General features: G+C 68.4%; 14 protein-coding genes. 3 read left to right on the forward strand and 11 right to left on the reverse strand.

Annotated features, from left to right (window positions below):
- Positions 1–56 precede the first annotated feature (56 nt).
- From G6N25_RS22445 to G6N25_RS22475, 7 genes are all read right to left on the reverse strand, one after another.
- On the reverse strand, positions 57–4,409 hold the full coding sequence (locus tag G6N25_RS22445) for a PE family protein (RefSeq protein ID WP_163672540.1): 4,353 nt from the start codon (positions 4,407–4,409) through the stop codon (positions 57–59).
- Positions 4,410–4,759: 350 nt separating this feature from the next.
- Positions 4,760–6,499: a PE family protein gene (locus G6N25_RS24265; RefSeq protein WP_083075325.1), complete on the reverse strand. Its 1,740-nt coding sequence runs from the start codon at positions 6,497–6,499 to the stop codon at positions 4,760–4,762.
- 119 nt (positions 6,500–6,618) lie between these two features.
- Positions 6,619–8,196, reverse strand: coding sequence for a PE family protein (locus G6N25_RS24270; RefSeq protein ID WP_083075324.1), 1,578 nt, complete (start codon positions 8,194–8,196; stop codon positions 6,619–6,621).
- 276 nt (positions 8,197–8,472) lie between these two features.
- Positions 8,473–10,983 carry a phenylalanine--tRNA ligase subunit beta gene (gene pheT / locus G6N25_RS22460; protein WP_083075323.1) on the reverse strand — a complete coding sequence of 837 codons (2,511 nt, stop codon included), beginning with the start codon at positions 10,981–10,983 and terminating at the stop codon, positions 8,473–8,475.
- Positions 10,983–12,026, reverse strand: coding sequence for a phenylalanine--tRNA ligase subunit alpha (pheS, locus tag G6N25_RS22465; protein WP_083075322.1), 1,044 nt, complete (start codon positions 12,024–12,026; stop codon positions 10,983–10,985). Before pheS ends, pheT begins: the two co-directional genes overlap by 1 nt.
- Before the next feature lie 125 nt (positions 12,027–12,151).
- Positions 12,152–12,970: a rhomboid-like protein gene (locus tag G6N25_RS22470; RefSeq protein ID WP_083075321.1), complete on the reverse strand. Its 819-nt coding sequence runs from the start codon at positions 12,968–12,970 to the stop codon at positions 12,152–12,154.
- Between the two features lie 18 nt (positions 12,971–12,988).
- Positions 12,989–13,909 (reverse strand): adenylate/guanylate cyclase domain-containing protein, encoded by a 921-nt coding sequence (locus tag G6N25_RS22475; protein ID WP_083075319.1) that lies wholly within the window; start codon positions 13,907–13,909, stop codon positions 12,989–12,991.
- Between the two features lie 201 nt (positions 13,910–14,110).
- On the opposite strand from G6N25_RS22475, the gene G6N25_RS22480 reads away from it, so the two are divergent.
- Positions 14,111–15,178 carry an oxygenase MpaB family protein gene (locus G6N25_RS22480; protein WP_083075349.1) on the forward strand — a complete coding sequence of 356 codons (1,068 nt, stop codon included), beginning with the start codon at positions 14,111–14,113 and terminating at the stop codon, positions 15,176–15,178.
- On the opposite strand, the gene G6N25_RS22485 is transcribed toward G6N25_RS22480, so the two are convergent.
- The 4 genes from G6N25_RS22485 to infC are packed head-to-tail and all read right to left on the reverse strand — an operon-like array spanning position 15,179 to position 17,292.
- Positions 15,179–15,973, reverse strand: coding sequence for a TrmH family RNA methyltransferase (locus tag G6N25_RS22485; protein ID WP_083075317.1), 795 nt, complete (start codon positions 15,971–15,973; stop codon positions 15,179–15,181).
- Between the two features lie 8 nt (positions 15,974–15,981).
- A complete protein-coding gene (gene rplT / locus G6N25_RS22490; protein WP_083075315.1) occupies positions 15,982–16,377 on the reverse strand; it encodes a 50S ribosomal protein L20 in 396 nt (131 codons plus the stop codon).
- Between the two features lie 55 nt (positions 16,378–16,432).
- Positions 16,433–16,627 (reverse strand): 50S ribosomal protein L35, encoded by a 195-nt coding sequence (gene rpmI, locus G6N25_RS22495; RefSeq protein WP_083075313.1) that lies wholly within the window; start codon positions 16,625–16,627, stop codon positions 16,433–16,435.
- 53 nt (positions 16,628–16,680) lie between these two features.
- Positions 16,681–17,292, reverse strand: coding sequence for a translation initiation factor IF-3 (gene infC / locus G6N25_RS22500; RefSeq protein ID WP_083075311.1), 612 nt, complete (start codon positions 17,290–17,292; stop codon positions 16,681–16,683).
- A 447-nt stretch (positions 17,293–17,739) separates the two neighbouring features.
- Here infC and lysX point away from each other — a divergent pair, with 447 nt between their 5' ends.
- Both lysX and G6N25_RS22510 read left to right on the forward strand, forming a co-directional pair.
- A complete protein-coding gene (lysX, locus tag G6N25_RS22505) occupies positions 17,740–21,087 on the forward strand; it encodes a bifunctional lysylphosphatidylglycerol synthetase/lysine--tRNA ligase LysX (protein ID WP_083075309.1) in 3,348 nt (1,115 codons plus the stop codon).
- Positions 21,088–21,164: 77 nt separating this feature from the next.
- On the forward strand, positions 21,165–22,652 hold the full coding sequence (locus tag G6N25_RS22510) for an alpha/beta hydrolase (RefSeq protein WP_179961690.1): 1,488 nt from the start codon (positions 21,165–21,167) through the stop codon (positions 22,650–22,652).
- Position 22,653 lies beyond the last annotated feature (1 nt).

Here is a 22,653-nt window from a genome sequence, read left to right on the forward strand (position 1 = left end):
AGGGCTCCGCTTCGGGAGAGCCCAACACCTGCCCGCGACTCCCGGGCACCGCCGGCCTAGGCGGCGACGCCGATGCCTAGGCTCGCGTTCAATGCGGCCTGGAGCGAGAGCTCAAGGTCGGTCAGGGCGGCTTCCAACGATGTCACGAGGGCGCCACCGGTCTGTTCGAGTCCAGCGGTGAGACCCGCAATGCCAGACGCCAGGGCGGCACCGGTTCCGACCAAGCCCGGGAAGGCAACGCCAAGGCTTCCGGAGAAGGCCCCGCTCAGCGCGGAACCTATCTCGGCGGCGGCGTTCGCCCAGATCGCCGCGAGCGCGTTACCGGTCGCTGCCAGGCCGGACAGGCTTGCGGCCAAGCTACCGCCCAGGGCTTCGCCGGTCTGGACCAGGCCCGACAGGCTGCCACCCAGGCCGGCGGCCAGCGCCTGACCGGCCTGCGCCAGACCGGACAAGGCCGCGTTGAGGCTGCCCGATAGCGCCGCATTGATCGACACCATCAGGTTGAGGTTGGACAGCGCCGCACCGAGGTTGGCCGCCAACGATTCTCCGGTTTGGATCAGCCCGTTCAGGCCGGCGCCGAAGGCGTTGGCCAGCGCCAGACCGGTGTTCGCCAGACCAGTCAGACCACCATTGAGGCCAGCGGTGATGAGCGCCCCCAGCGGACCCAACCCCGCCAGCGAGCCACTCAAGCCGGCCGACAGCGCCAGGCTCAGTGAGCCACCCAGGTTCGACAGCGCCGCACCGAGGTTGCCCGCCAACGATTCTCCGGTTTGGATCAGCCCGTTCAGGCCGGCTCCGAACTCGCCCGCCAGGGTCGCCCCAGCGTTCGCAAGACCCGACAGCCCGCCGGAAAGGCCGGCCTCGATGGCGGCCCCCAGCGGACCCAGTCCCGCCAGCGAACCACTCAAGCCCAGCGACAGCGCCGCACTCAGCGAACCGCCCAGATTCGACAGCGCCGCACCGAAGTTGCCGGCCAACGACGCACCGGTCTGGATCAACCCATTCAGCCCGGCACCAAACGCATTCGCCAGCGCCAGACCGGTGTTCGCCAAGCCGGTCAGACCACCATTGAGGCCAGCGGTGATAAGCGCCCCCAGCGGACCCAGACCCGCCAACGAGCCACTCAAGCCGGCCGACAACGCCAGACTCAGCGAACCGCCGAGGTTCGACAGCGCCGCACCGAGGTTGCCCGCCAACGACTCCCCGGTTTGGATCAGCCCGTTCAGGCCGGCACCGAACTCGCCCGCCAGGGTCGCCCCCGTGTTGAGCAGGCCGGACAGACCGCCATTGAGGCCAGCGGTGATGAGCGCCCCCAGCGGACCCAGACCCGCCAGCGAGCCACTCAAGCCCAGCGACAGCGCCGCACTCAACGAACCGCCCAGATTCGACAACGCCGCACCGAAGTTACCGGCCAACGACGCACCCGTCTGGATCAACCCATTCAGCCCGGCACCAAACGCGTTGGCCAGTGCCAGACCGGTGTTCGCCAGCCCAGTCAGACCACCGGAAAGGCCGGCCTCGATGGCGACGCCCAGCGGACCCAAGCCTGCCAGCGAACCACTCAAGCCGGCCGACAACGCCAGACTCAGCGAGCCACCGAGGCCCGACAGCGCCCCACCCAGCTCGGCGGCCAACGACTCACCGGTCTGCACCAGCACCGATAGCCCTGTTCCCAGGTTTTGGGCTATGGCTTCACCGGTACTGACTAGACCCGAGAGGCCCGCACCCAAGGTGGCCGCCAGTTCTGGCGGCAGCGCGACGAGCCCAGCGAGCCCGCTCAAGCTGCCGCTGAGGCTGGCCGACAGGGCCGCGCTTAACGACCCACCGAGCGCGTTCAGCGCCGCACCGAAGTTACCGGCCAACGACGCACCCGTCTGGATCAACCCATTCAGCCCGGCACCAAACGCGTTGGCCAGCGCCAGACCGGTGTTCGCCAGCCCAGTCAGACCACCGGAAAGACCCGCCTCAATCGCGGCCCCCAGCGGACCCAACCCCGCCAACGAACCACTCAAACCGGCCGACAACGCCAGACTCAGCGAACCGCCCAGATTCGACAACGCCGCACCGAAGTTACCGGCCAACGACGCACCCGTCTGGATCAACCCATTCAGCCCGGCACCAAACGCGTTGGCCAGCGCCAGACCGGTGTTCGCCAGCCCAGTCAGACCACCGGAAAGACCCGCCTCAATCGCGGCCCCCAGCGGACCCAACCCCGCCAACGAACCACTCAAACCGGCCGACAACGCCAAGCTCAGCGAACCGCCCAGATTCGACAACGCCGCACCGAAGTTGCCCGCCAACGACTCCCCGGTCTGGATCAATGCATTCAGCCCGGCACCCAGGTCACCCGCCAGCATCGCCCCAGCGTTCGCAAGGCCAGACAACCCACCGGAAAGGCCCGCCTCGATGGCTGCCCCGAGCGGACCCAGACCCGCCAGTGAACCACTCAAACCGGCGGAAATGGCCGCACTCAACGAGGCGCCGAGACCCGAGAACGCAGCATTGAAGTCGCCCAAGATCGACACCCCGGTCTGCGCAAGCACCGATAGCCCGGCGCCCAAGTTGCTCGCCAGGGCTTGACCGACGTTGAACAGGCCGTTGAGGCCGGCACCCAAGCTGGCCGCCAGCGATGCCGGCAACCCGGCGAGCCCGCCCAGTCCCGCCAGCGAACCACTCAAGCCGGCCGAAATAGCCGCGCTCAGTGAGCCACCCAGATTCGACAGCGCCGCACCGAAGTTGGCCGCCAACGACTCCCCGGTCTGGATCAACCCGCTCAGGCCCGCACCGAACTCGCCCGCCAGGATCGCCCCAGCGTTCGCAAGACCCGACAGCCCACCGGAAAGACCGGCCTCGATGGCGGCCCCCAGCGGACCCAGCCCCGCCAGCGAACCACTCAGACCGGCCGACAACGCCAGACTCAGCGAGCCACCCAGACCGCTCAACGCCGCACCGAAGTTGCCGGCCAACGATGCACCCGTCTGGATCAACCCATTCAGCTCGGCACCGAACGCATTCGCCAGCGCCAGACCGGTGTTCGCCAAGCCGGTCAGACCACCGTTGAGGCCAGCGGTGATGAGCGCCCCCAGCGGACCCAAGCCCGCCAACGAACCACTCAAGCCCAGCGACAGCGCCGCACTCAACGAACCGCCCAGGCCGCTCAACGCCGCACCGAGGTTGGCCACCAACGATTCTCCGGTCTGGATCAACCCGTTGAGGCCCGCACCGAACTCGCCCGCCAGGGCCGCCCCGGTGTCGAGCAGACCCGACAGCCCACCGGAAAGGCCGGCCTCGATGGCGGCCCCCAGCGGACCCAGCCCCGCCAACGAACCACTCAGACCGGCCGACAACGCCAGACTCAGCGAGCCACCCAGACCGCTCAACGCCGCACCGAAGTTGGCCGCCAACGATTCCCCGGTCTGCAACAGCCCGTTGAGGCCCGCACCGAACTCACCCGCCAGCATCGCCCCGGTGTTCGCCAAGCCGGTCAGCCCACCATTGAGGCCCGCGGTGATGAGCGCCCCCAGCGGACCCAAGCCCGCCAACGAACCACTCAGACCGGCGGACAGCGCCAGGCTCAGCGAACCGCCCAGATTCGACAGCGCCGCACCGAAGTTACCCGCCAACGACGCACCCGTCTGGATCAACCCATTCAGCCCGGCGCCAAAGGCGTTGGCCAGGGTCGCGCCCGTGCTGATCACGCCTGTCAAGCCGCCGTTCAATCCGGCCGCCAATGCGTTAGCGGCTTGGGCCAGGCCGGCCAGGCTGCCGTTGAGACTCGCCGATAGTGCTGCGCCGACGTTCAAGAAGGCGGAGAGCTCCGTTCCAGCCTGGGCGGCCAGCTGCGCGCCCAGACTCGACATAGCGGCGCCGCTATTCTCCAGCGCGAGCCCGACGTTGACGATGGCGTTACCGGTCTGGACCAGTCCCCCGCCGACGCCCGACAGCAGGGCGCCGCCCGCCTGCAGGGCGACTCCCTCGAGCCCCGTCCCGATGGCACCACCGAGGCCGAGGCCAAGCCCACCGCTGAGGCCGCCGGACAGGGCGCCACTAATTTGGGCGCCCAGCCCGGCGAGCCCACCCCCGAGGTTCGCGGCCAGGTTTCCGCCGCCCTGGAGCATCGCGGCTCCGTTGGCGATCTCCGCCTCTATATAGGCGGCGGCGCCGCCGCTCAACGCGTTGACGAAAGCGTTGTGGAACGCCGCGACTTCGGCGTTGAGGGCTTGATATTCCTGGCCGAAAGTCCCGAAAAGCGCCGCGATGGCGGTCGATACCTCGTCCGCCGCCGCAGGCGCCAAGCTGGTCGTAGGGGCGACTATCGCCTGTGTGACCTCGTCCAACGCCGAGCGGATGCCTGCCAAATCTTGAGCTGCTACCTCGACGAGATCGGGAACCGCGATCACAAAAGACATGTTCATCTCCCCACATGAACGGCATATTCGTATATCAGCCCGAATCCTCAAGGCAGGACGAGCGTAATGGCATGCCACACAGTGACATTCGAAAATGAACGTTTTCACCAGTGTTCGGCGCGCCTGCGTACCATCCAGCCCGCCGGACCGCCCCGGAAACAAACTCGACGACCGATAACACCCTACTTCTCATCCCTCCGGTCCGACGCCGGTTGCGCTCGATGGATTTTCAGTTCGCGGCCCACCGTGTTCGCGAGTGCACGCGGACACCTATGCGAATAGTGCGCAGTCCCAAGATTTTTGGGACTGCGCACTATTGACTATCGTGTGGGCGCCATGGCCCTCGACGACTACGCGGGTCTGATTGCCGCCGCAAGCTGCTCGGGCACGTAGTTCAGCAGCTCGGGGACGATGCCTTCGAAGGGCGTGCCACCGAGGGTGAGGTTAACCGGGACGGGAATGCCCAGCAGGCTCAGGTCCACCGTCGCCGTAAGCGGCTGTGGTGCAACGAGAATCCCGTCGAAGGGCAAGTGCATCGTCATCGGTATCGTGACGCCGCCCACGCTCACCGGCATGTTCAAATCGACGAGGGTTTGGCCATTGAGGAAGCCGTTCAAGACGTAGGCAGGCATGTCGACGAGTGCGCCGGCCGCCGCGACGCCGTTGCCGGCCTGCAGCGCGGAACCAAACGCCGTCGCGCCCGTCGCGAACCCGTCCAGCGCCGAGATGGGCGAACCCATCGCCGCAAAGGCCAGCGACAACGGCAACCCGAAATTGGCGCCCATCACGACCGGAGGCGACTGGAGCAGTTGGAGCGTAATGGTCGTCGCGATGTTCCCGTTCGTGAAGGCAGTGATCGCGTTCGCGTAATTCTGCGCGATCTGATCGAGGATGGAACCGGGCGGCAACAGGTTGGCGAAGTTCTGTGCCTGCTGCGCGGGGATCGTCAGGATCGGGAGCAGGTCGCCGCCGGGGCCAAGTATCTTGACGTCCGACAAATTGCTCGTATCGAATCCGCTAATGAAAAGACCCAGGACGGCCTGCCCGACGTGCTCCACCGCGCCGTGGTAATCGCCCGTCATCAGCGCCTGGCCGGCCATCCCCATGTCGGCCTCGAAGACCGGCACCGTCTTCGAGAAATCCGCGCCCGCGCTCTGCAGCGACGTGGTGATCGTCTGGACATAACCGATCTGCTGGTTGATGTACGCCTGCGCCAAGGCCCCGGGGTTGAAGGTCGCGGCACCCTGGATCGCGAGTTGGATGTTCGCCGGCACGTTCGCCAACGTGGCAGGAAGGTTCTGCAGCGCCAACGCGAGCCCCGCACCGAACGTTTGCGCGTAGCCCTGCTGGTTGATGATGACCTGGTTCAGGAACGGGAACGGGTCCGCGGACCAGGTACCGAAGAGGCTTTGCAGATTGGCGCTGGTATTGGCGATAAGGACTTGGTACGGGTCGCCGGCGGCCATGGCGGTCGCGCTGGCCGCGAACAGCCCCGGAAGCAGGGGCTGGAGTCCTTGCACGACCGGCCCCAGCGGATCGGACAGCAGCCCGGGAAGGCCGCCGGCCAACACGGTGGACACGACGCCACCGATGTCTTGGCCGATGCCGTTGAGGAACGGGCCCAAGGGCCCGCCCTCGATGATCGCGCCCAGGGGCCCACCGGTGAAAAGGAGCGAGCTTACGTCGCCGAGAAGTCCGCCGGACCCGCCGAGAATCGGCAGCGCGGCGGCCGGGCCGGCGCCAATGAACGGCTGCCCAAGCAATGCCTGGGCTGGTGCGCTCATCGTGCTCAACAGGTTCTGCTCGGCGTTGGCGACCTCGGTGCTCAAATATCCAAGCGCGCTACCGTTCAACAGGCTCACAAACGCGCTGTGGAACGCCGCCGCCTGCCCGCTAACGGCTTGGTATTCCTCGGCATACGCGCCGAACGTCGCCGCAATCTGATTCGATACCTCGTCCGCGGCCGCAGCCAGTATCCCGGTCGTGGGAGGCGCGGCCGCGGCGTGGGCCGCGCGCAGCGCCAAGCCGATATCCGCCAGATCGTCGGCCGCGGCCGTCACGAATTCCGGTGCTGTGGTCACAAATGACATGGCTGTCTCCCGTCGACTACGACGACCGCCCCGTGATCACCCAGACGAAAAGAGCCTAATGGAATAGTGCTGGAGATCACAATGCGTCCGGGCAACTCCGACGTCCCGGCCCCCAACGGCTACAGGGTGGGCGTAATTGCCGCTGCGAGTTCGGACCCGAAGCTCAGCAATCCGGGAATGAAGCCACCGATTTGCGTTCCGGGAAGCGGTCCCCCGCCGACACCAGCGAGGATGAGAGGGCTCAGCGGGGTGAGAAGCCCGCCCAAGGGGAGTTGGGTCGTTGATGTGAGGCTACTGATGAAGGTGCCGTCGAGCAGTAGGTTCGCCGTCAGCGGCGGCAGATTTATTAGCGTTTGGCCATTGAGGAAACCGTTTGCGACGAAGGCGGGAGCGTCGAGAATCGCGGCCGCCGCGCCGGCTATATCACCGGTTTGCAATGCACCGGTAAACGCCGCCGCGCTGGAATTCAAGGCGCTTAACGCGTTGGCCGGCGCACCTATCCCGTCAAAAACGATCTGCAGGGGCAGCCCGAAGGTGATGGCAAGGTTGCCGGAACTGAGCGTCGTCCCAAAGTTCGTGACCGTGTCGACCAAGTTGGTGAAGTTCTGCGAGATCTGCGCGGGGAGGGAGCCCGCGGGCAACAGGTTGGTGAAGTTCTGCGCCATCTGACCCGGGATGGAGAAGATGGGCGCCAGGTCGCCCAACGCGCCGAGCGGAACGACGGGAACATTGTGCGCCGGCAACCCCAGATCCAGGTTGACGTCGTGGAAGCCAGGCAGGAAGGCATTCAACAGGGTCTGGTTAATCGCGCCATACGCGCCAATATTGTTGCCCGCCAAAAGGTCCTGGAAGACCGTCTGGAATCCCGCCGGCAAGGTTTGCACCCCGGTGATCAAGTCCTGGCCGCCAGCTTGCAGCGCTGTGCCGATCGTCTGCGCGTAGCCAATCTGGTTGTTGACGAACTGCTGCAGCAGAGCTCCGGGGTTAAAGGTCGCTAGGCCCTGCAGACCGGCTTGAACGGTCGCCGGCAGATTGGCCAACTCGGCGGGCAGGTTCTGAATGCCATGTCCGATCGCCGAGGCGATCGTCTGGCCGTAGGAGATCTGGTTGTTGACGATCTGGTGCAGGAACGGGAAGGGGTTGGCGGTGAACGTGCTCCCGATGGCCTGCAGGTTGTTAAACGTGTTCGAGACCAGCGCCTGGTACGGCGCGGCAACGGTGGCACCGAAGGCGCTCAAGCCGTTGACCATCGCGGGTGCCCCACCGGTCTGAAGCACGCCGAGCGCAATGGGAGCGTTGCCAATGGCGTTCGAGATCGCTTGCGCGCCAGCCTGAATCTCGCCTCCGACATAAGTGCCAATGCTGCCGTTCTGCAGGGCGGCGGCGGCTCCGCCACCCAGCAGACCCTGCCCGGCGTTGGCGGCCTCGGTGCTCAGGTAGGCGCCGGCGCCCGCGTTCAGCAAGCCGACGAACTGCTCGTGGAACGCTTGCGCTTGGGCGCTGAGGGCCTGAAACTCCTGGCCGAAGTTGCCGAACATCGACGCGATCGCAATCGATACCTCGTCCTGGGCCGCGGTCACTATCCCGGTCGTGGGACCCGCCGCGGTCGCTGCCGCCTCGGCCAGCGACGAACGAATACCCGCCAGATCTTGGGCTGCACCCTGAACCAGCTCCGGCGTTGCGATCACAAACGACATTCCAGCTTCTCCTCGACTCATGGACTGTGACCGGTGGTCATCCCATTTGGCACGAGTCGAGCAAGGCCCCGCGCACGCGAGCGCGCGAGGCCCCCCTCGACTCATTTTGGCCGACTACCGATCGGTAACCTTACCCACCGGTAACCAAGACAAAGTGAGCGTAACCAGGGCTGATATCACAATGAAATGACAACCAGCGTTTTCACAGGATTCGTTACGATTTCAAGCAGTTTTGCGGTGACGCGGGTCAACGCGCAGCTCAGAAGGGGTCGCCCGCTATTGGGCGCGCAGCTCCGCGCCGACCGCCTCGGCGGCGCGGAGCACCGCGGCGTCGCGGGCCGCGCTGGCGTCGTCCTCGGTCAGCGTGCGATCCGGCGCGCGGAAACGCAGCGCGAACGTCAGCGATTTGCGATGCTCGCCGATCTGCGGACCGGTGAACACGTCGAACAACTGAAGGTCTTCCAGCAATTCGCCGGCGCCCTCCCGAACGGCATCCGCCACCGCCTGGGCGGGCACGTGCGCGGACACCACGAGGCTGACATCCTGAAACACGGCCGGAAACGGCGACACCCTGGGCGCCGGCAGCACCTCGACGATGGGAATCGCGTCGAGGTCGAGCTCCATCGCGCAGGTGCCTTGGGGTAGGCCGGAGCGCTCGATCACGGCGGGATGCAGCTGCCCGGCATGACCGATGCAGACCTCCCCTATCAACACCTCCGCGCACCGACCCGGATGCCACGGCAGGCATTGCGCCGCCCGCAGCTGAACGTCAATCCCACTGGCGCGCGCGACGATTCGCACGGCCTCGAACGCGTCGGCGGCTTCGACCCGTCGCCCGGGGCCCCAGGGGCCTCGGGGTTCACGCAGCCCGGTCAGCACCGCGGCGACGTGCTGCGGCTGCCGCGGCAACGACCCGTCCAGCATCGCGATCTCGGCGACGGTGGGCCGGCGGTGGACCGGGATGAGCTCGACACCGCGCGTCTCGTCCGTCGGCTTAACCACCTGCGCCAGGGCGAACAGCGCGGCATCGACGAGGCCCCGGGACACGTTGCGCCCCAACGCTTCCAGCAGGGCGGGCAGCAGCGTGGTGGCCAGCTGCGGCCGGTCTGCTTCCAGCGGGTTGAGCACGTGCGTCGTCGTGCGCCGCGGGTCGTCGGCCGGCAGCCCCCACAGGTCGAACACACCGGCGGGCAAAAACGGCGTCGGCAGGATCTCGACGTAACCGGACTGGGCCAGCGACCTGCCGATCGCGCGGCGCCGCTTCTGCACCGCGGTGAGCCCGCGGCCCGCGGGGGCCGAGGGCAGCACCGACGGGATGACCTCCAGCCCCTCCAGCCGCATGACCTCCTCGACCAGGTCCGCGGGCTGCAGCAGATCGGGCCGCCAGCTCGGCGGCGTCACGGTCAGCGCGTCGCCCCCGTCGGCGACGGTGGCCCCGATCTGGGCCAGCCGCCGGGCGGTCGTGCCCGGGGCGTAAGCCACCCCGGCGAAGCGGTCCGGCAGGTCGGCGGCGATCCGGATCGGCGACCCGGCCCAATCGGCGACCGAGTCGCCCACCGGCGGGTCGCCCCACCAATCGGTCAGCGTCGGAGACGCCGCTCCCCCGGCGATCTCGGCGAGCAGCGCGGCGCACCGGTCCAGCGCGGCCACCGAAATGGCCGGGTCCACCGCACGCTCATAACGACGGGCGGCCTCGCTGGGCAGGTGCAGCCTGCGCTGGGTGCGCGATATCCCGGCCGGGTCCCACACCGCGGCCTCCAGCAGCACGTCGGTGGAGTCCTCGCGCACCTCGGTGCTGGCCGCGCCCATGACGCCGCCGATCGCCGCGGTGGCCACGTCGTCGACGATGAGGACATCGGCCGGATCGAGCCGACGCTCGATGTCGTCCAGCGTCACGACGGTCTCGCCGGGCCGGGCGAACCGCACGCCGAGGCCGCCGGTGATGCGATTGCGGTCGTGGGCGTGCATGGGATGGCCCAGTTCCAGCATCACGTAGTTGGTGACGTCGACCGCCGGGGAGGTCGCGCGGATGCCGCACAACAGCAGCCGGCGCTGCAGCCACCACGGTGACACGGCGGTGGGGTCGATGCCGGTGACCGGGCGCAGCGCGAAGCGCCGCACCCCGGTTTCGGCCTGCACCGTCAGCGGCCAGGCCTCCCCCTCGATCGGCAACGGCTTGATCACCCGGTCGCTGGCCGGATCGACGAACCGCAGGTCGTAGGCGCTCGCGATCTCCCGGGCGAGGCCGCGCACCGACATGCAGTAGCCACGGTCGGGGGTGATCGCCAGGTGGAAGACCACGTCGTCCAGGCCCAGCACCGCGGCGCCGTCGGCTCCCGGTGCGGCGGTCTCCGGCGGCAGCACCAGGATCCCGGAATGGTCTGCGCTCAAGCCGAGTTCGGCCGCCGAGCAGATCATCCCGTCGGAGTGGCGGCCGTAGGTCTTGCGGGCCGTGATGGCGAAGCCGCCCGGCAGGGTGCTGCCCGGCAGCGCCACCACGACCAGGTCGCCGACCACGAAGTTGGTTGCCCCGCAGACGATTTCCCGCTTTCCATCCTCGCCGACGTCGACCAGGCAGGCCCGGATCGGCTTCTTGAAACCGGTCAGTTCCTCGATGTCGGTGACCCGCCCGACGGTCAGCGGGCCGTCGACCGGGCCGAGGGGGACGACCTCTTCGACCTCGTGGCCGATGCGCACCAGCGTCTGCTCGAGCTCGCCGGGGGCGACGTCCCAGTCCGGCGCCCCGGCCGCCACCACTTCGCGCAGCCAGCTATAGGGAACGCGCATCAGGCACCCACCCCGAACGGCAGCGAGAACCGGACGTCGCCCTCGACCATGTCCCGCATGTCCGGTATGCCGTTGCGGAACTGCAGGGTGCGCTCCAGGCCCATGCCGAACGCGAAGCCGGAGTAGGTGTCGGGGTCGATTCCGGCGGCCCGCAGCACGTTGGGATGCACCATTCCGCAGCCGCCCCACTCGACCCAGTCGGCGCCGCCCTTCTTGTCGGCGAACCAGACGTCGACCTCGGCGGAGGGTTCGGTGAACGGGAAGAAGTGGGGCCGGATCCGGGTGCGCGCGGTGGGCCCGAACTCGGCGCGCGCGAACGCGTCGAGCGTTCCGCGCAGATGCGCCATGGACAGGCCGCGGTCCACCGCCAGGCCCTCGACCTGGTGGAAGACGGGCGTGTGGGTGGCGTCGAGCTCGTCGGTGCGGAACGTGCGGCCGATCGAGATGATGTAGACGGGCAGCTCGCGCTCCAGCAGGGTGCGGACCTGCACCGGTGAGGTATGGGTGCGCAGCAGCTGCCGGGAATCTTCCGGCGCCACGTAGAAGGTGTCCTGTTCGCTGCGGGCGGGGTGGTCGGCGGGGAAGTTGAGGGCATCGAAGTTGAACTGCTCCGATTCGACCTCTGGGCCCTCGGCCAGCTCCCACCCCATCGCGATGAAGGTGTCGGCGATGTGCTCGGCCAATATCGTGATCGGGTGCCGGGCGCCGGGCGGCTGCCGTGTCGACGGCAACGTGACGTCGATGGATTCGGCGACCAGGACCGCGGCGTCGCGCTCGGCACGCAGCGCCGCCAGCCGTTCGTCGTAGCTGACTTGCGCCTCGCCGCGAGCGGCGTTGACGCGCCTACCGGCATCGGCGCGCTCCTCCTTGGGCACGCCACCCAGCGATTGCCGTGCCAATGCCAGCGGCGAGCGATCACCGAGGTGCTCGGTCTTGACCCGTGCCAGCGCGTCGAGGTCGTCGGCGAGGGCGATGGCCCGCCGGGCGGCCGAAACCGCCTCGGTCAACGCTTCCGGCGAAAGGTCGACGGGTTGATCGCCCACGCGGCGGCACTCTCCTTGCTGACGAGGCTGTTCGGAAGGGCTGGATTCGCCCGGCGCAAGTGCCGATCATAGGTGATTCGCCGGACGGCGCTCGGCGCGCGCTGCACAGGTGGGCGGCGAGGCGCCTAGCCGGCCATCACGGGCTGCGGACCCGTCAGCGTGTCGTCCGCCACCGGCAAAACCGGCAGGGCAGCGCGCCGGACGGCGAGTTGGACGATCTTGTGGGCGGCCACCGCGCCCAGGAGGCCGAACGCCGGCGCGGCGGCCATCGTCGCCCAGTGGTGGGCCAGGACCAGGAAACCGAAGCCGGAGGACGCCGCCAGCATCAGGCACCGCACCGGCGTCCAATGGATCGGCTGCTGGAAGCGGGCGGACACCAGCACGCCCAGGACGACGGCGACGGTGTGACCCGCATCGGTGAAATCGCCGCCGATGATCGCCGCGGCCAGGCCGGCCGCGACCCACCAGCCGACCCAAGCCGCCCGCCAGCGTTGGGGAATCACCGCCGTCATCGCCCCGAGCACCGCCAGGGCGCCATAGCTCATCCCGACGTCGCTGGCCCGGGTGATCGACAGCGGTAGCCAGCCGAACTCCACCGCCCCGGCAAGGGCGGCGGCGACGAGCAGCGTCGCCCCGATGTGCCCGACCAGGAACGCCACGACCAGCCGGATGGTGCGCAGGTGCAGCTCGGCCAGGGCGAGCAGGCAGGTCAGGAAGGGCAACCAGAAGTAGAGCGGACCGGCGTCGACCACCAGCGCGCTGCCCAACAGGGTTCCCACGTGGCCGTGGGCCAGGTTGTGCAGGTTGGTGCTGGCGCGCTGCACGAGGACGTCATGCGCGTGCGGGCCGAGCGTCAGGATGGCGCAGCTGACCGCAAGCAGGACCGCCACGTACCCCGCGGTGAACTGGACCCGGGCAAGCCGGGAGAAGATGCCCCCAATCATTGGCATCCATTATGTGGGCTAATTTGTTTCGGAAGTGTGATCGGACGCTGTCAACTCCCTAAGAGTCTTCAAGCGATATATCGCCAAGTCCGCGGGCACGCCGGCCGTTTTGGGCGCAAACAACGGTTTACGCGCGCGCTTGGCCACGACGCCCACTGCGTCCAGCTCGCTTCGCGGTATCAGGTCCAGCGTCGAGCTGGACACCATGACTCCGCCCTTGGTGGCGCGTTCCATGACGCGAGCGGCGACGTTGACGTCGACGCCGAGCCAGTCCGCGGCCATGCGCTGCGGCCGTCCGGTGTGGATCCCGACCCGCATCCTCGGCGTATAGCCCGCGACCTCAACCGATTTCAGCGACTCCTTGGCGACCAGCACGGCCCGCAGGGCGACGGTCGGATCGCGGAACACGGCCATGATGCCGTCGCCCATCCGTTTGACGATGTGCCCACCGGCGTCCAGCAGCGGCGGCTCGATGGCGCGCGCCACCTGCCGCAGCAGGGCCAGGGCCGCCTCGTCGCCCGCGTGCAGCGACCACGTCGAGAAGCCGACCAGGTCGGTGAATACCAGCGTGACCTCCGGGTTTGCCGGCCGGCGGGACACCGCCTCCGTCAGCGCCTGCCATACCTGCAGCACACCCAGGCTGACCTCGCGCGACGCCGCATCGCGATCCCCCAGCAGGCGGTCGGCGGCCCGCGCCGCGGCGCGCGGACCACCCTCGCCCGCGGTGGACAACGGATCGCCGAACTCAGGGTCCCCGGGCAACAGCCGTCGGGCCCGCCGGACCAACGACACCACGCCGGGGCTGCGATTTGTGCTGCTCAGCCACTGCGCCGCGGTGTGAATCGATACGGGAGAGCGCCGTCTTGACCCCGAGGGCGCCAGGGTGGTCACCGATTGCTCAGGCTCGCCCGGGTCCGGATCGCGAGGCGCGAGGTCCACGTCGCCAGGTTAGGTGGTCTCCGCGGACGCGGGCAATGACAGTCGCCGCGTTTGTGTCACATCTCGCACCAAACCGGCTGATCACGAGCTTGGCACGGCACTGTGGAAACTCCGTAACACGCTCTGCGCCACCGGCCGAAATCGTAGACAACATACGTTGTCAAAGTTATCGTGGGCGCAGTGAGGCTCCAGGAGGCCGAGATGACTGCCATTCCAACGACATCCGCCGATCCGCTCGGACCCGACTCGCTCACCTGGAAGTATTTCGGTGACCTTCGCACCGGAATGATGGGCGTCTGGATCGGGGCGATCCAGAACATGTATCCGGAGCTCGGCGCGGCCGTCGAAGAGCATTCGATCTTGCTGCGGGAGCCGCTGCAGCGGGTGGCGCGGTCGGTGTATCCCATCATGGGCGTGGTCTACGACGGTGACCGGGCGGCGGAGACCGGTCAGCAGATCAAGAGCTATCACCGCACCATCAAGGGCGTCGACACGGCGGGGCGCCGCTATCACGCGCTGAACCCGGAAACCTTCTACTGGGCGCACGCCACGTTCTTCATGCTGGTGATCAAGGTGGCCGAGTACTTCTGCGGGGGGTTGACCGAGGACGAGAAGCGACAGTTGTTCGACGAGCACGTGCAGTGGTACCGACAGTATGGGATGAGCATGCGGCCGGTGCCCGGCTCGTGGGAGGAATTTCAGGAGTACTGGGACCGGGTGTGCCGCGAGGAGCTGGAAATCAACCAGGCGACGCTGGACATCTTCCGGATCCGGATTCCCAAACCGAAGTTCGTCCTGATGCCGACGCCGATCTGGGACCAGCTGTTCCGGCCGTTGGTGGCCGGTCAGCGCTGGATCGCGGCGGGGCTGTTCGAACCCGCGATTCGCGAGAAGGCGGGAATGCACTGGACACCGGGCGACGAGGTGTTGCTGCGCCTGTTCGGCAAGCTCGTCGAGCTGGCTTTCCTCGCGGTTCCCGACGAAATCCGGCTGCACCCGCGCGCGCTGGCCGCCTACCGCCGCGCCGAAGGACGGCTTCCCGGCGACGCGCCGCTGGTCGAGGCGCCGGCGTTCATGGGCCCGCCGCGCGACCGCCGCGGGCTGCCGATGCACTACTTTCCCCCGGGTTCCCAGCCGTCCCTGCGCTCCGCCCTTGACCCGGCCCTCCAACCCGCTCGGGTCATCCTGGAGCGCGCCGGCTCGCTGGTGCACGGCACGCTGTCGCTGGCCGGTCTGCGGCCCGCCCGGGGCCCCACCAAGGCCGCGTGACTAGGGCCGCCGCAGCGGACGCAGGGCCTGTGCGCTCTGGTACAGGCAGATGGCCGCGGCGGCGGCCACGTTCAGGCTCTCCGCGCCGCCGGACATCGGGATGCGCACGCGCCGGTCGGCGGCCGCCGCGATCTCGGCCGATAAACCGTGCGCTTCGGACCCGAACAACCAGGCCGTCGGCGCGGCGAGGTCGGCCTCGTCGAGGCGCGTCTGCCCGTCGACCGTGGAGGCCAGCAGCTGCAGCCCGGCGTCGCGCAACGCGGTGACCGCGGCGTGGGCGTCGGGCGAGACGACGACCGGGACCGAGAACGTGCTGCCGGCCGCCGCGCGCAGACACTTGCCGTTGTACGGGTCGACGCCGTGCCCGGCAAGGATCACCGCCCCCGCGCCCATGGCGTCGGCGATGCGGATCAGCGTGCCCGCGTTGCCCGGCTCGCCGACCCCGACGGCAACCGCGACCAGGCGGGGCGAACCGGCCAGCGCATCATCCAGCCGGGTCTCCGGCATGTCGCACACCGCCACCAATCCGGTCGGGGTGACGGTGTCGGAGAGCGCTTTGGCGGCCCGCTCGCTGACCGGATGGATGGGGCACCGCAGCGTGTCGAGCAAAGACGCGTATCGCTGCGCCGCGAGTTCGGTGACGAGCACCTCGCGGACCAACCCGCGAGCCGAGGCCGCCTCGACCAGGTTGGGGCCCTCGGCGAGGAATCGTCTCGCGCGCCGGCGGCCGGCGTGCCGATGCAGTTTGACCGCCGCGGCCACCCTGGCCGAGCGTTCGGTGAGCGCCGCCGGCATGGCGGCGGCTAAGCGGCCTCTCCGGAATCCGAGGGGGCGTTGACGTCCTCGGGCAACGCCGCGCGGGCGACCTCGACGAGCGCGGTGAACGCCGCCGGGTCGGTGATCGCGATGTCGGCGAGGTTCTTGCGGTCGACCTCGACACCCGCGGCCTTGAGGCCCTGGATCAGCCGGTTGTAGGTGATGTCGTTGGCCCGCGCCGCCGCGTTGATCCGCGAGATCCACAGCTTGCGGAACTCGCCCTTGCGCGCGCGGCGGTCGCGGTAGGCGTAGTTCAGCGAATGCAGCTGCTGCTCTTTGGCTTTGCGGTAGAGCCGGGATCGCTGGCCGCGATAACCTTTCGAGGCCTTCAGGATGCTGCGCCTCTTCTTGTGGGCGTTGACCGCCCGCTTCACGCGTGCCATGGATGTTCCTACTCTCGTTCGGGCAGTAAATGGGGTCCGTAAATGGGTGCGGTGGTCAGCCGTTCAGCAACGCGTTGACCCGCTTGGTGTCGTTGGCCGACACCACCGTGCGGCCGTCCAGCCGCCGGGTTCGTTTGGTCGGCTTGTGCTCGAGCAGGTGTCGACGATTGGCTTTCTGCCGGACGATCTTGCCGGCGCCGGTGCGCCGGAACCGCTTCGACGCCCCGCTGTGGGTCTTGGCCTTGGGCATGTTTCCTCTGTTCTTGCGGTACTGGGGTTCTCGCTGTTGTCGTTGTCAGGTCATCAGGTCGGCGACGGTGTCGCCTCGGCGCCCGCATCGGAATCCGGTGCCGCGCCGCCGCCGTCCGGTCCTTCGGGATGCCGCGCCCTGGCGCGGGTCTTCGCGCCGCGGTGCGGTGCCAGGACCATCGTCATGTTGCGGCCGTCCTGCTTGGCGGACGTCTCGACGAATCCGTAGTCGGCGACGTCGGCGCCCAGCCGTTGCAGCAATCGGTAGCCCAGCTCGGGCCGCGACTGCTCACGTCCGCGAAACATGATGGTGACCTTGACCTTCGATCCCGCCTCCAGGAAGCGGATCACGTGGCCCTTCTTGGTCTCGTAATCGTGATCGTCGATTTTTGGGCGCAGCTTTTGTTCTTTGACGACGGTCTGCTGCTGGTTCCGGCGGGATTCGCGCGCCTTTTGCGCCGCCTCGTATTTGAACTTGCCGTAGTCCATGATCTTGCAGACCGGCGGTCTGGCGTTCGGGGCAACTTCCACGAGGTCGAGATCGGCGTCCGCGGCGACGCGCAGTGCGTCTTCGATGCGCACGATGCCTACCTGCTCTCCCCCCGGGCCAATCAATCGGACTTCAGGTACGCGGATGCGCTCGTTGACGCGGGTCTCAGTGCTGATGGGGCCTCCCTTGTTGGGCCTTGTTGGGCTTCTGTCGTTCTCCGGTCGCGGCCAGTGCCCAAGCCCATCGGAGAGTCAGCGGTGGTACACCACACACCAGCAAAAAAGCCCTGCACAGCAGGGCCCAATGCCGACCGATCGCGGCTTGAAACCAGTCAAGCCGCCCGCGCCGGGCGCGGAACAGGCAGGTGCCTGTGACCGGACCGCTGAGCCTCGGAAAACGGTCTCGGCCAGCGGTGGGAGCGGGACTCCACTTACTATCCCCGGTCCAGGCCGGGATGGTCGCAGCCGTCAGTTTAGCAGCCGTGACGCGTCTTCCAGCACCTCCGGTGCCGGACGGGCGTTCCAGGCGCATTACACCCGTTCGCCAAACCGGGCCGATTGCCCCCCGCGACTCTTGGCGCTTCGCCAGGATTTTCATGGGTTGAAGGCATATCCTCGCGGTCTGTGACACTCGCTTCTTCTCATCCGCGGCCGCGTTCGGGGCCTCGTTCGGGCGGCCAGTCGAGTTCCCGGTATCGCTGGGTGCCGGCGGCGGCCGGCTGGACGGTCGGCGTCATCGCCACCCTGTCACTGCTCGCCAGCGTGTCACCCCTGATCCGGTGGCTGATCAAGGTTCCGCGCGAATTCATCAACGACTATCTGTTCAACTTCCCCGACACCAGCATCGCCTGGTCGTTCGTGCTGGCACTGCTGGCCGCGGCGCTCACCGCGCGCAAACGCATCGCCTGGCTGCTGCTGCTCGGCAACATGGTCCTCGCCGCCGCGCTGAACGCCGCCGACATCGCCGCCGGGGGCAACACCGCGGCCGAGTCGTTCGGCGAAAACCTCGGATTCGCCGTGCACATCGTCGCGATCGTCCTGCTGGTCCTGGCCTATCGCCAGTTCTGGGCCAAGGTGCGCAGGGGCGCGCTGGTCAAGGCGGCCGGGGTGTTGGTCGCCGGGGACGTCATCGGGATCCTGGCGTCCTGGGGCCTGGTCGAGATGTGGCCGGGCACGCTGGCGCCGGATTCCCGCTTTTGGTACGTGGTCAACCGGGTGGTCGGGTTCTCCCTCGTCGATCCCGACGCGTTCACCGGCCGGCCGCACGTCCTTCTCAACGCGATCTTCGGGTTGTTCGGCGCGCTCGCGCTCATCGCGGCGACGATCGTGTTGTTCCAGTCGCAGCGCGCCGACAACGCGTTGACCGGGGAGGACGAGTCCGCCATCCGGGGGTTGCTCGAGCTGTACGGCAAGAACGACTCGCTGGGCTACTTCGCGACCCGCCGCGACAAGTCGGTGGTGTTCGCGCACAGCGGCCGCGCTGCGATCACCTACCGGGTCGAGGTCGGCGTCTGCCTCGCCAGCGGCGACCCGGTGGGCGACCCGAGGGCATGGCCGCAGGCGATCGACGCGTGGCTGGAGTTGTGCCAGACCTACGGCTGGGCGCCCGGTGTCATGGGCGCCAGTTCGCTGGGCGCCCAGGCATTTCGTGAGGCCGGGCTCAACGCCCTGGAACTGGGCGACGAGGCGATTCTGCGGCCCTCCGATTTCAAGCTGTCCGGCCCCGACATGCGCGGCGTGCGCCAGGCGGTGACGCGGGCCCGCCGAGCCGGACTGACGGTGCGCATCCGGCGGCACCGCGACATCTCCGCCGACGAGATGGCCGACACCATTTCGCGCGCCGACGCCTGGCGCGACACCCAAACCGAGCGCGGCTTTTCGATGGCGCTGGGCCGGCTCGGCGATCCGGCCGACGGGGACTGCCTGCTGGTCGAGGCGCTGGACCGCGACGGCCGGGTGGCCGCGATGCTGTCGTTGGTGCCGTGGGGGAACACCGGCGCCTCCCTGGACCTGATGCGCCGGTCGCCGCAATCCCCCAACGGCACCATCGAACTCATGGTCAGCGACCTCGCGCTGAACGCGGAAACCCTTGGCATCACGCGTATTTCGCTGAATTTTGCCATGTTCCGGTCCGCGTTCGAGCAGGGCGCCCAGCTCGGCGCCGGCCCGGTCGCGCGGCTGTGGCGCGGGTTTTTGCTGTTCTTCTCGCGGTGGTGGCAGCTGGAGACGCTGTACCGCTCGAACATGAAGTACCAGCCCGAATGGGTGCCCCGCTACGCGTGCTACGAGGACGCCCGGCTGATCCCCCGCGTCGGCGTCGCCTCGGCCCTCGCGGAGGGTTTCCTCGTGTTGCCGTTCGGCCGGCGCAAGACGCACACCGGCCATCACCCGGCCGTCCCGCCCCGGCTGGCCGAATCCGGGCTGCTGCACCACGACGGGTCGACGCCCGATGTGAGCGGGCTGCAACGCAGAGCGAGCGCCGCCGAGGCGGAGGAGACCAGAGCCCGCCTGCCGGAACAGGTGCGGGTGCGGCTGACCAAGCTGAAAACCTTGCAGCGCCACGGGGTTGACGCCTATCCGGTGGGAACCCCGCCCAGCCACACCGTCGCCCGCGCGCTCGACGCCGACGACCAGGAAAACGTCTCGATGTCCGGCCGGATATTGCGGATCCGCGACTACGGCGGCGTGTTGTTCGCCCAGCTGCGGGACTGGTCGGGCGAAATGCAAGTGCTGCTGGATAATTCACACCTGGAGCACGGCCGCACCGCCGATTTCACCGCGGCCATCGATCTCGGTGACCTGGTCGAGGTGACCGGGCACATGGGCTTTTCCAAGAACGGGACCCGCTCGTTGATCGTGCGGGACTGGCGGATGATCGGGAAGTGCCTGCGGCCCTTGCCGAACAAGTGGAAGGGGCTGACCGACCCCGAGGCGCGGGTGCGGACCCGCTATGTCGACCTGGCGGTCAATCCCGAGTCGCGAGAGCTGATCAAGGCCCGCAGCAGCGTGTTGCGCTCCGTGCGGGAAACGCTGTTCGCCAAGGGGTTCATCGAGGTCGAGACGCCGATCCTGCAGCAGATCCACGGCGGGGCCACCGCCCGGCCGTTCGTCACCCACATCAACACCTACGACATGGACCTGTTCTTGCGCATCGCGCCGGAACTCTACCTGAAGCGGTTGTGCGTCGGCGGCGTGGAGCGGGTGTTCGAACTGGGCCGGGCCTTCCGCAACGAGGGTGTGGACTTCAGCCACAACCCCGAGTTCACCCTGCTGGAGGCCTACCAGGCGCACGCCGACTACACGGTGTGGATCGACGGCTGCCGCGAGCTCATCCAGAACGCCGCCCAGGCCGCCAACGGTGAGCAGACCGTGCTGCGGCCCGGCGGCCCAGGAACCAGTGGCCGCCTCGAACCGGTCGACATCTCCGGCGTCTGGCCGGTGAAGACCGTGTACGACGCGGTATCCGAGGCGCTCGGCGAACGCATCGACCCCGACACCTCGCTGGCCGCCTTGCGCAGGCTCTCCGACGCCGCCCGCATCCCGTACCGGGCGCACTGGGACACCGGCGCGGTGGTGCTGGAACTCTACGAACACCTCGTGGAGGACCGGACCGAACGACCGACCTTCTACATCGACTTTCCGACCTCGGTGTCGCCGTTGACCCGGCCGCACCGCAGCCAGCCCGGCGTCGCCGAGCGGTGGGACCTGGTGGCGTGGGGCGTCGAACTGGGCACCGCCTACAGCGAACTCACCGATCCGGTGGAGCAGCGGCGCCGCCTGCAGGAACAGTCGCTGCTGGCCGCCGGCGGAGACCCCGAGGCGATGGAGCTCGACGAGGACTTCCTGCAGGCCATGGAATACGCGATGCCGCCCACCGGCGGGCTCGGCATGGGCATCGATCGGCTCGTCATGCTCATAACTGGCCGCAGCATCCGCGAGACGCTGCCATTTCCGCTGGCCAAGCCGCACTAGCCGACCCCCGGGTGTGCCATCCGGCGCCCGGGCGACGTTCGGCGATTATGTTCCGGGGCGGTTAACGATGGATCACAATGGATCACGTGACAGGGTCTCCGCCCCCCGCCGCGGCGCACTGGCTGGCAGGCAGCCACACGTCGCTGATGCACGGCTGGGTGCCCGCGACCACCCAGGTCGTTGCGGCGGTGGTGCTGACGCTTGCCATCGGCTGGCGTTCGCGCCGCTGGCGAACGATCTGGTTGCCGGTGGCCGGCATGGTCGGCGGCGCCGGGGCGTATCTGACGCACTGGTACATCGTCGACCGTGGTCTCTCGGATGACCCGGCGCCGTCGGAGCTGTGGCTGTGGGTCGCGTTGAGCGGCATGGCCGCGGCGGTGCTCCTCCTCGGCTGGCGCAGCGCGCGACCGTGGCGGCGGGGCGCGACCCTGGCCGCGGTGCCGTTGTGTTTGCTCTGCGCGGCACTGGCGCTCAACGTGTGGGTCGGTTATTTCCCGACCGTGCAGGCGGCGTGGAGCCAGCTCACCTCCGGCCCCCTGCCCGATCAGACCGACCAGGCCACGGTCACCGCGATGGCCGCCCATCGGGCGCGGCCGCTGCACGGCAGCGTGGTGCCGGTGGTGATCCCGTCGGACGCATCGCATTTCAAGCACCGCGGCGAACTGGTGTACCTGCCGCCCGAATGGTTTGCCAGTTCCCCGCCGCCGGCGTTGCCGACCGTGATGATGATCGGGGGACAGTTCAACACGCCCGCCGACTGGACGCGGGCGGGCAACGCGATCAAGACGATTGACGACTTCGCGGCCACCCACGACGGTAAGGCGCCGGTACTGGTGTTCGCCGACTCCGGAGGCGCGTTCAACAACGACACCGAATGCGTCAACGGGGTCCGCGGCAATGCGGCCGACCATCTGACCAAAGATGTTGTGCCCTATATGATTTCGAACTTCGGCGTCAGCCCGGACCGGTCCGGCTGGGGCGTTGCCGGCTGGTCCATGGGCGGAACGTGCGCCGTCGACCTGACCGTCATGCATCCCGAGATGTTCAGCGCGTTCGTCGACGTCGCCGGCGACTTCTTCCCCAACGCGGGGACCAAGGCGCAAACCATCGCCAGGCTGTTCGGCGGAAACGCCAACGCCTGGGCGGCATTCGACCCGACCACCGTCATCAGCCGGCACGGCCCGTACCGCGACGTGGCCGGCTGGTTCGCGATCTCGTCGGACGGCCCGCCGGCACCACGGCGCGACTTGTCGATCACCGACGCCGGCGCGATGCGTCTCGTGAGTCGTGACGCGGCCGCCAACCCGAGCAACCAGACCGCGGCGGCCTATTCGCTGTGCTCGCTTGGCCGCGCCAACGGCATCGACTGCGCGGTCCTGCCCCAACCGGGCAGGCACGACTGGCCGTTCGCGGACCGGGCCTTCGCGGCCGCGCTGCCGTGGCTGGCCGGCCGGCTGGGCACCCCCGGGGTCCCGCGGACCCCATTGCCCGCCGCGTCACCTCCGTCCGTGCTGCCCACCCAGGTGGTGGTCCCGGCTGAGCATTCCAACGCGTCCGCCAGGTAGC

The organism is Mycobacterium heidelbergense, from assembly GCF_010730745.1.
In the GTDB taxonomy this organism is placed as follows: domain Bacteria; phylum Actinomycetota; class Actinomycetes; order Mycobacteriales; family Mycobacteriaceae; genus Mycobacterium; species Mycobacterium heidelbergense.

What these genes read in the sequence shown, in the direction of transcription:
- pheT (WP_083075323.1), bottom strand. Translation starts at nt 10,983, where the DNA reads ATGCGCGTTCCCTATAGCTGGCTGCGCGAAGTGGTGGCGGCCGGGGCG.
- G6N25_RS22470 (WP_083075321.1), bottom strand. Translation starts at nt 12,970, where the DNA reads ATGATTGGGGGCATCTTCTCCCGGCTTGCCCGGGTCCAGTTCACCGCG.
- G6N25_RS22445 (WP_163672540.1), bottom strand. Translation starts at nt 4,409, where the DNA reads ATGTCTTTTGTGATCGCGGTTCCCGATCTCGTCGAGGTAGCAGCTCAA.
- G6N25_RS24270 (WP_083075324.1), bottom strand. Translation starts at nt 8,196, where the DNA reads ATGTCGTTTGTGATCGCAACGCCGGAGCTGGTTCAGGGTGCAGCCCAA.
- G6N25_RS22510 (WP_179961690.1), top strand. Translation starts at nt 21,165, where the DNA reads ATGGATCACGTGACAGGGTCTCCGCCCCCCGCCGCGGCGCACTGGCTG.
- rplT (WP_083075315.1), bottom strand. Translation starts at nt 16,377, where the DNA reads ATGGCACGCGTGAAGCGGGCGGTCAACGCCCACAAGAAGAGGCGCAGC.
- rpmI (WP_083075313.1), bottom strand. Translation starts at nt 16,627, where the DNA reads ATGCCCAAGGCCAAGACCCACAGCGGGGCGTCGAAGCGGTTCCGGCGC.
- G6N25_RS22480 (WP_083075349.1), top strand. Translation starts at nt 14,111, where the DNA reads ATGACTGCCATTCCAACGACATCCGCCGATCCGCTCGGACCCGACTCG.
- G6N25_RS22485 (WP_083075317.1), bottom strand. Translation starts at nt 15,973, where the DNA reads ATGCCGGCGGCGCTCACCGAACGCTCGGCCAGGGTGGCCGCGGCGGTC.
- G6N25_RS24265 (WP_083075325.1), bottom strand. Translation starts at nt 6,499, where the DNA reads ATGTCATTTGTGACCACAGCACCGGAATTCGTGACGGCCGCGGCCGAC.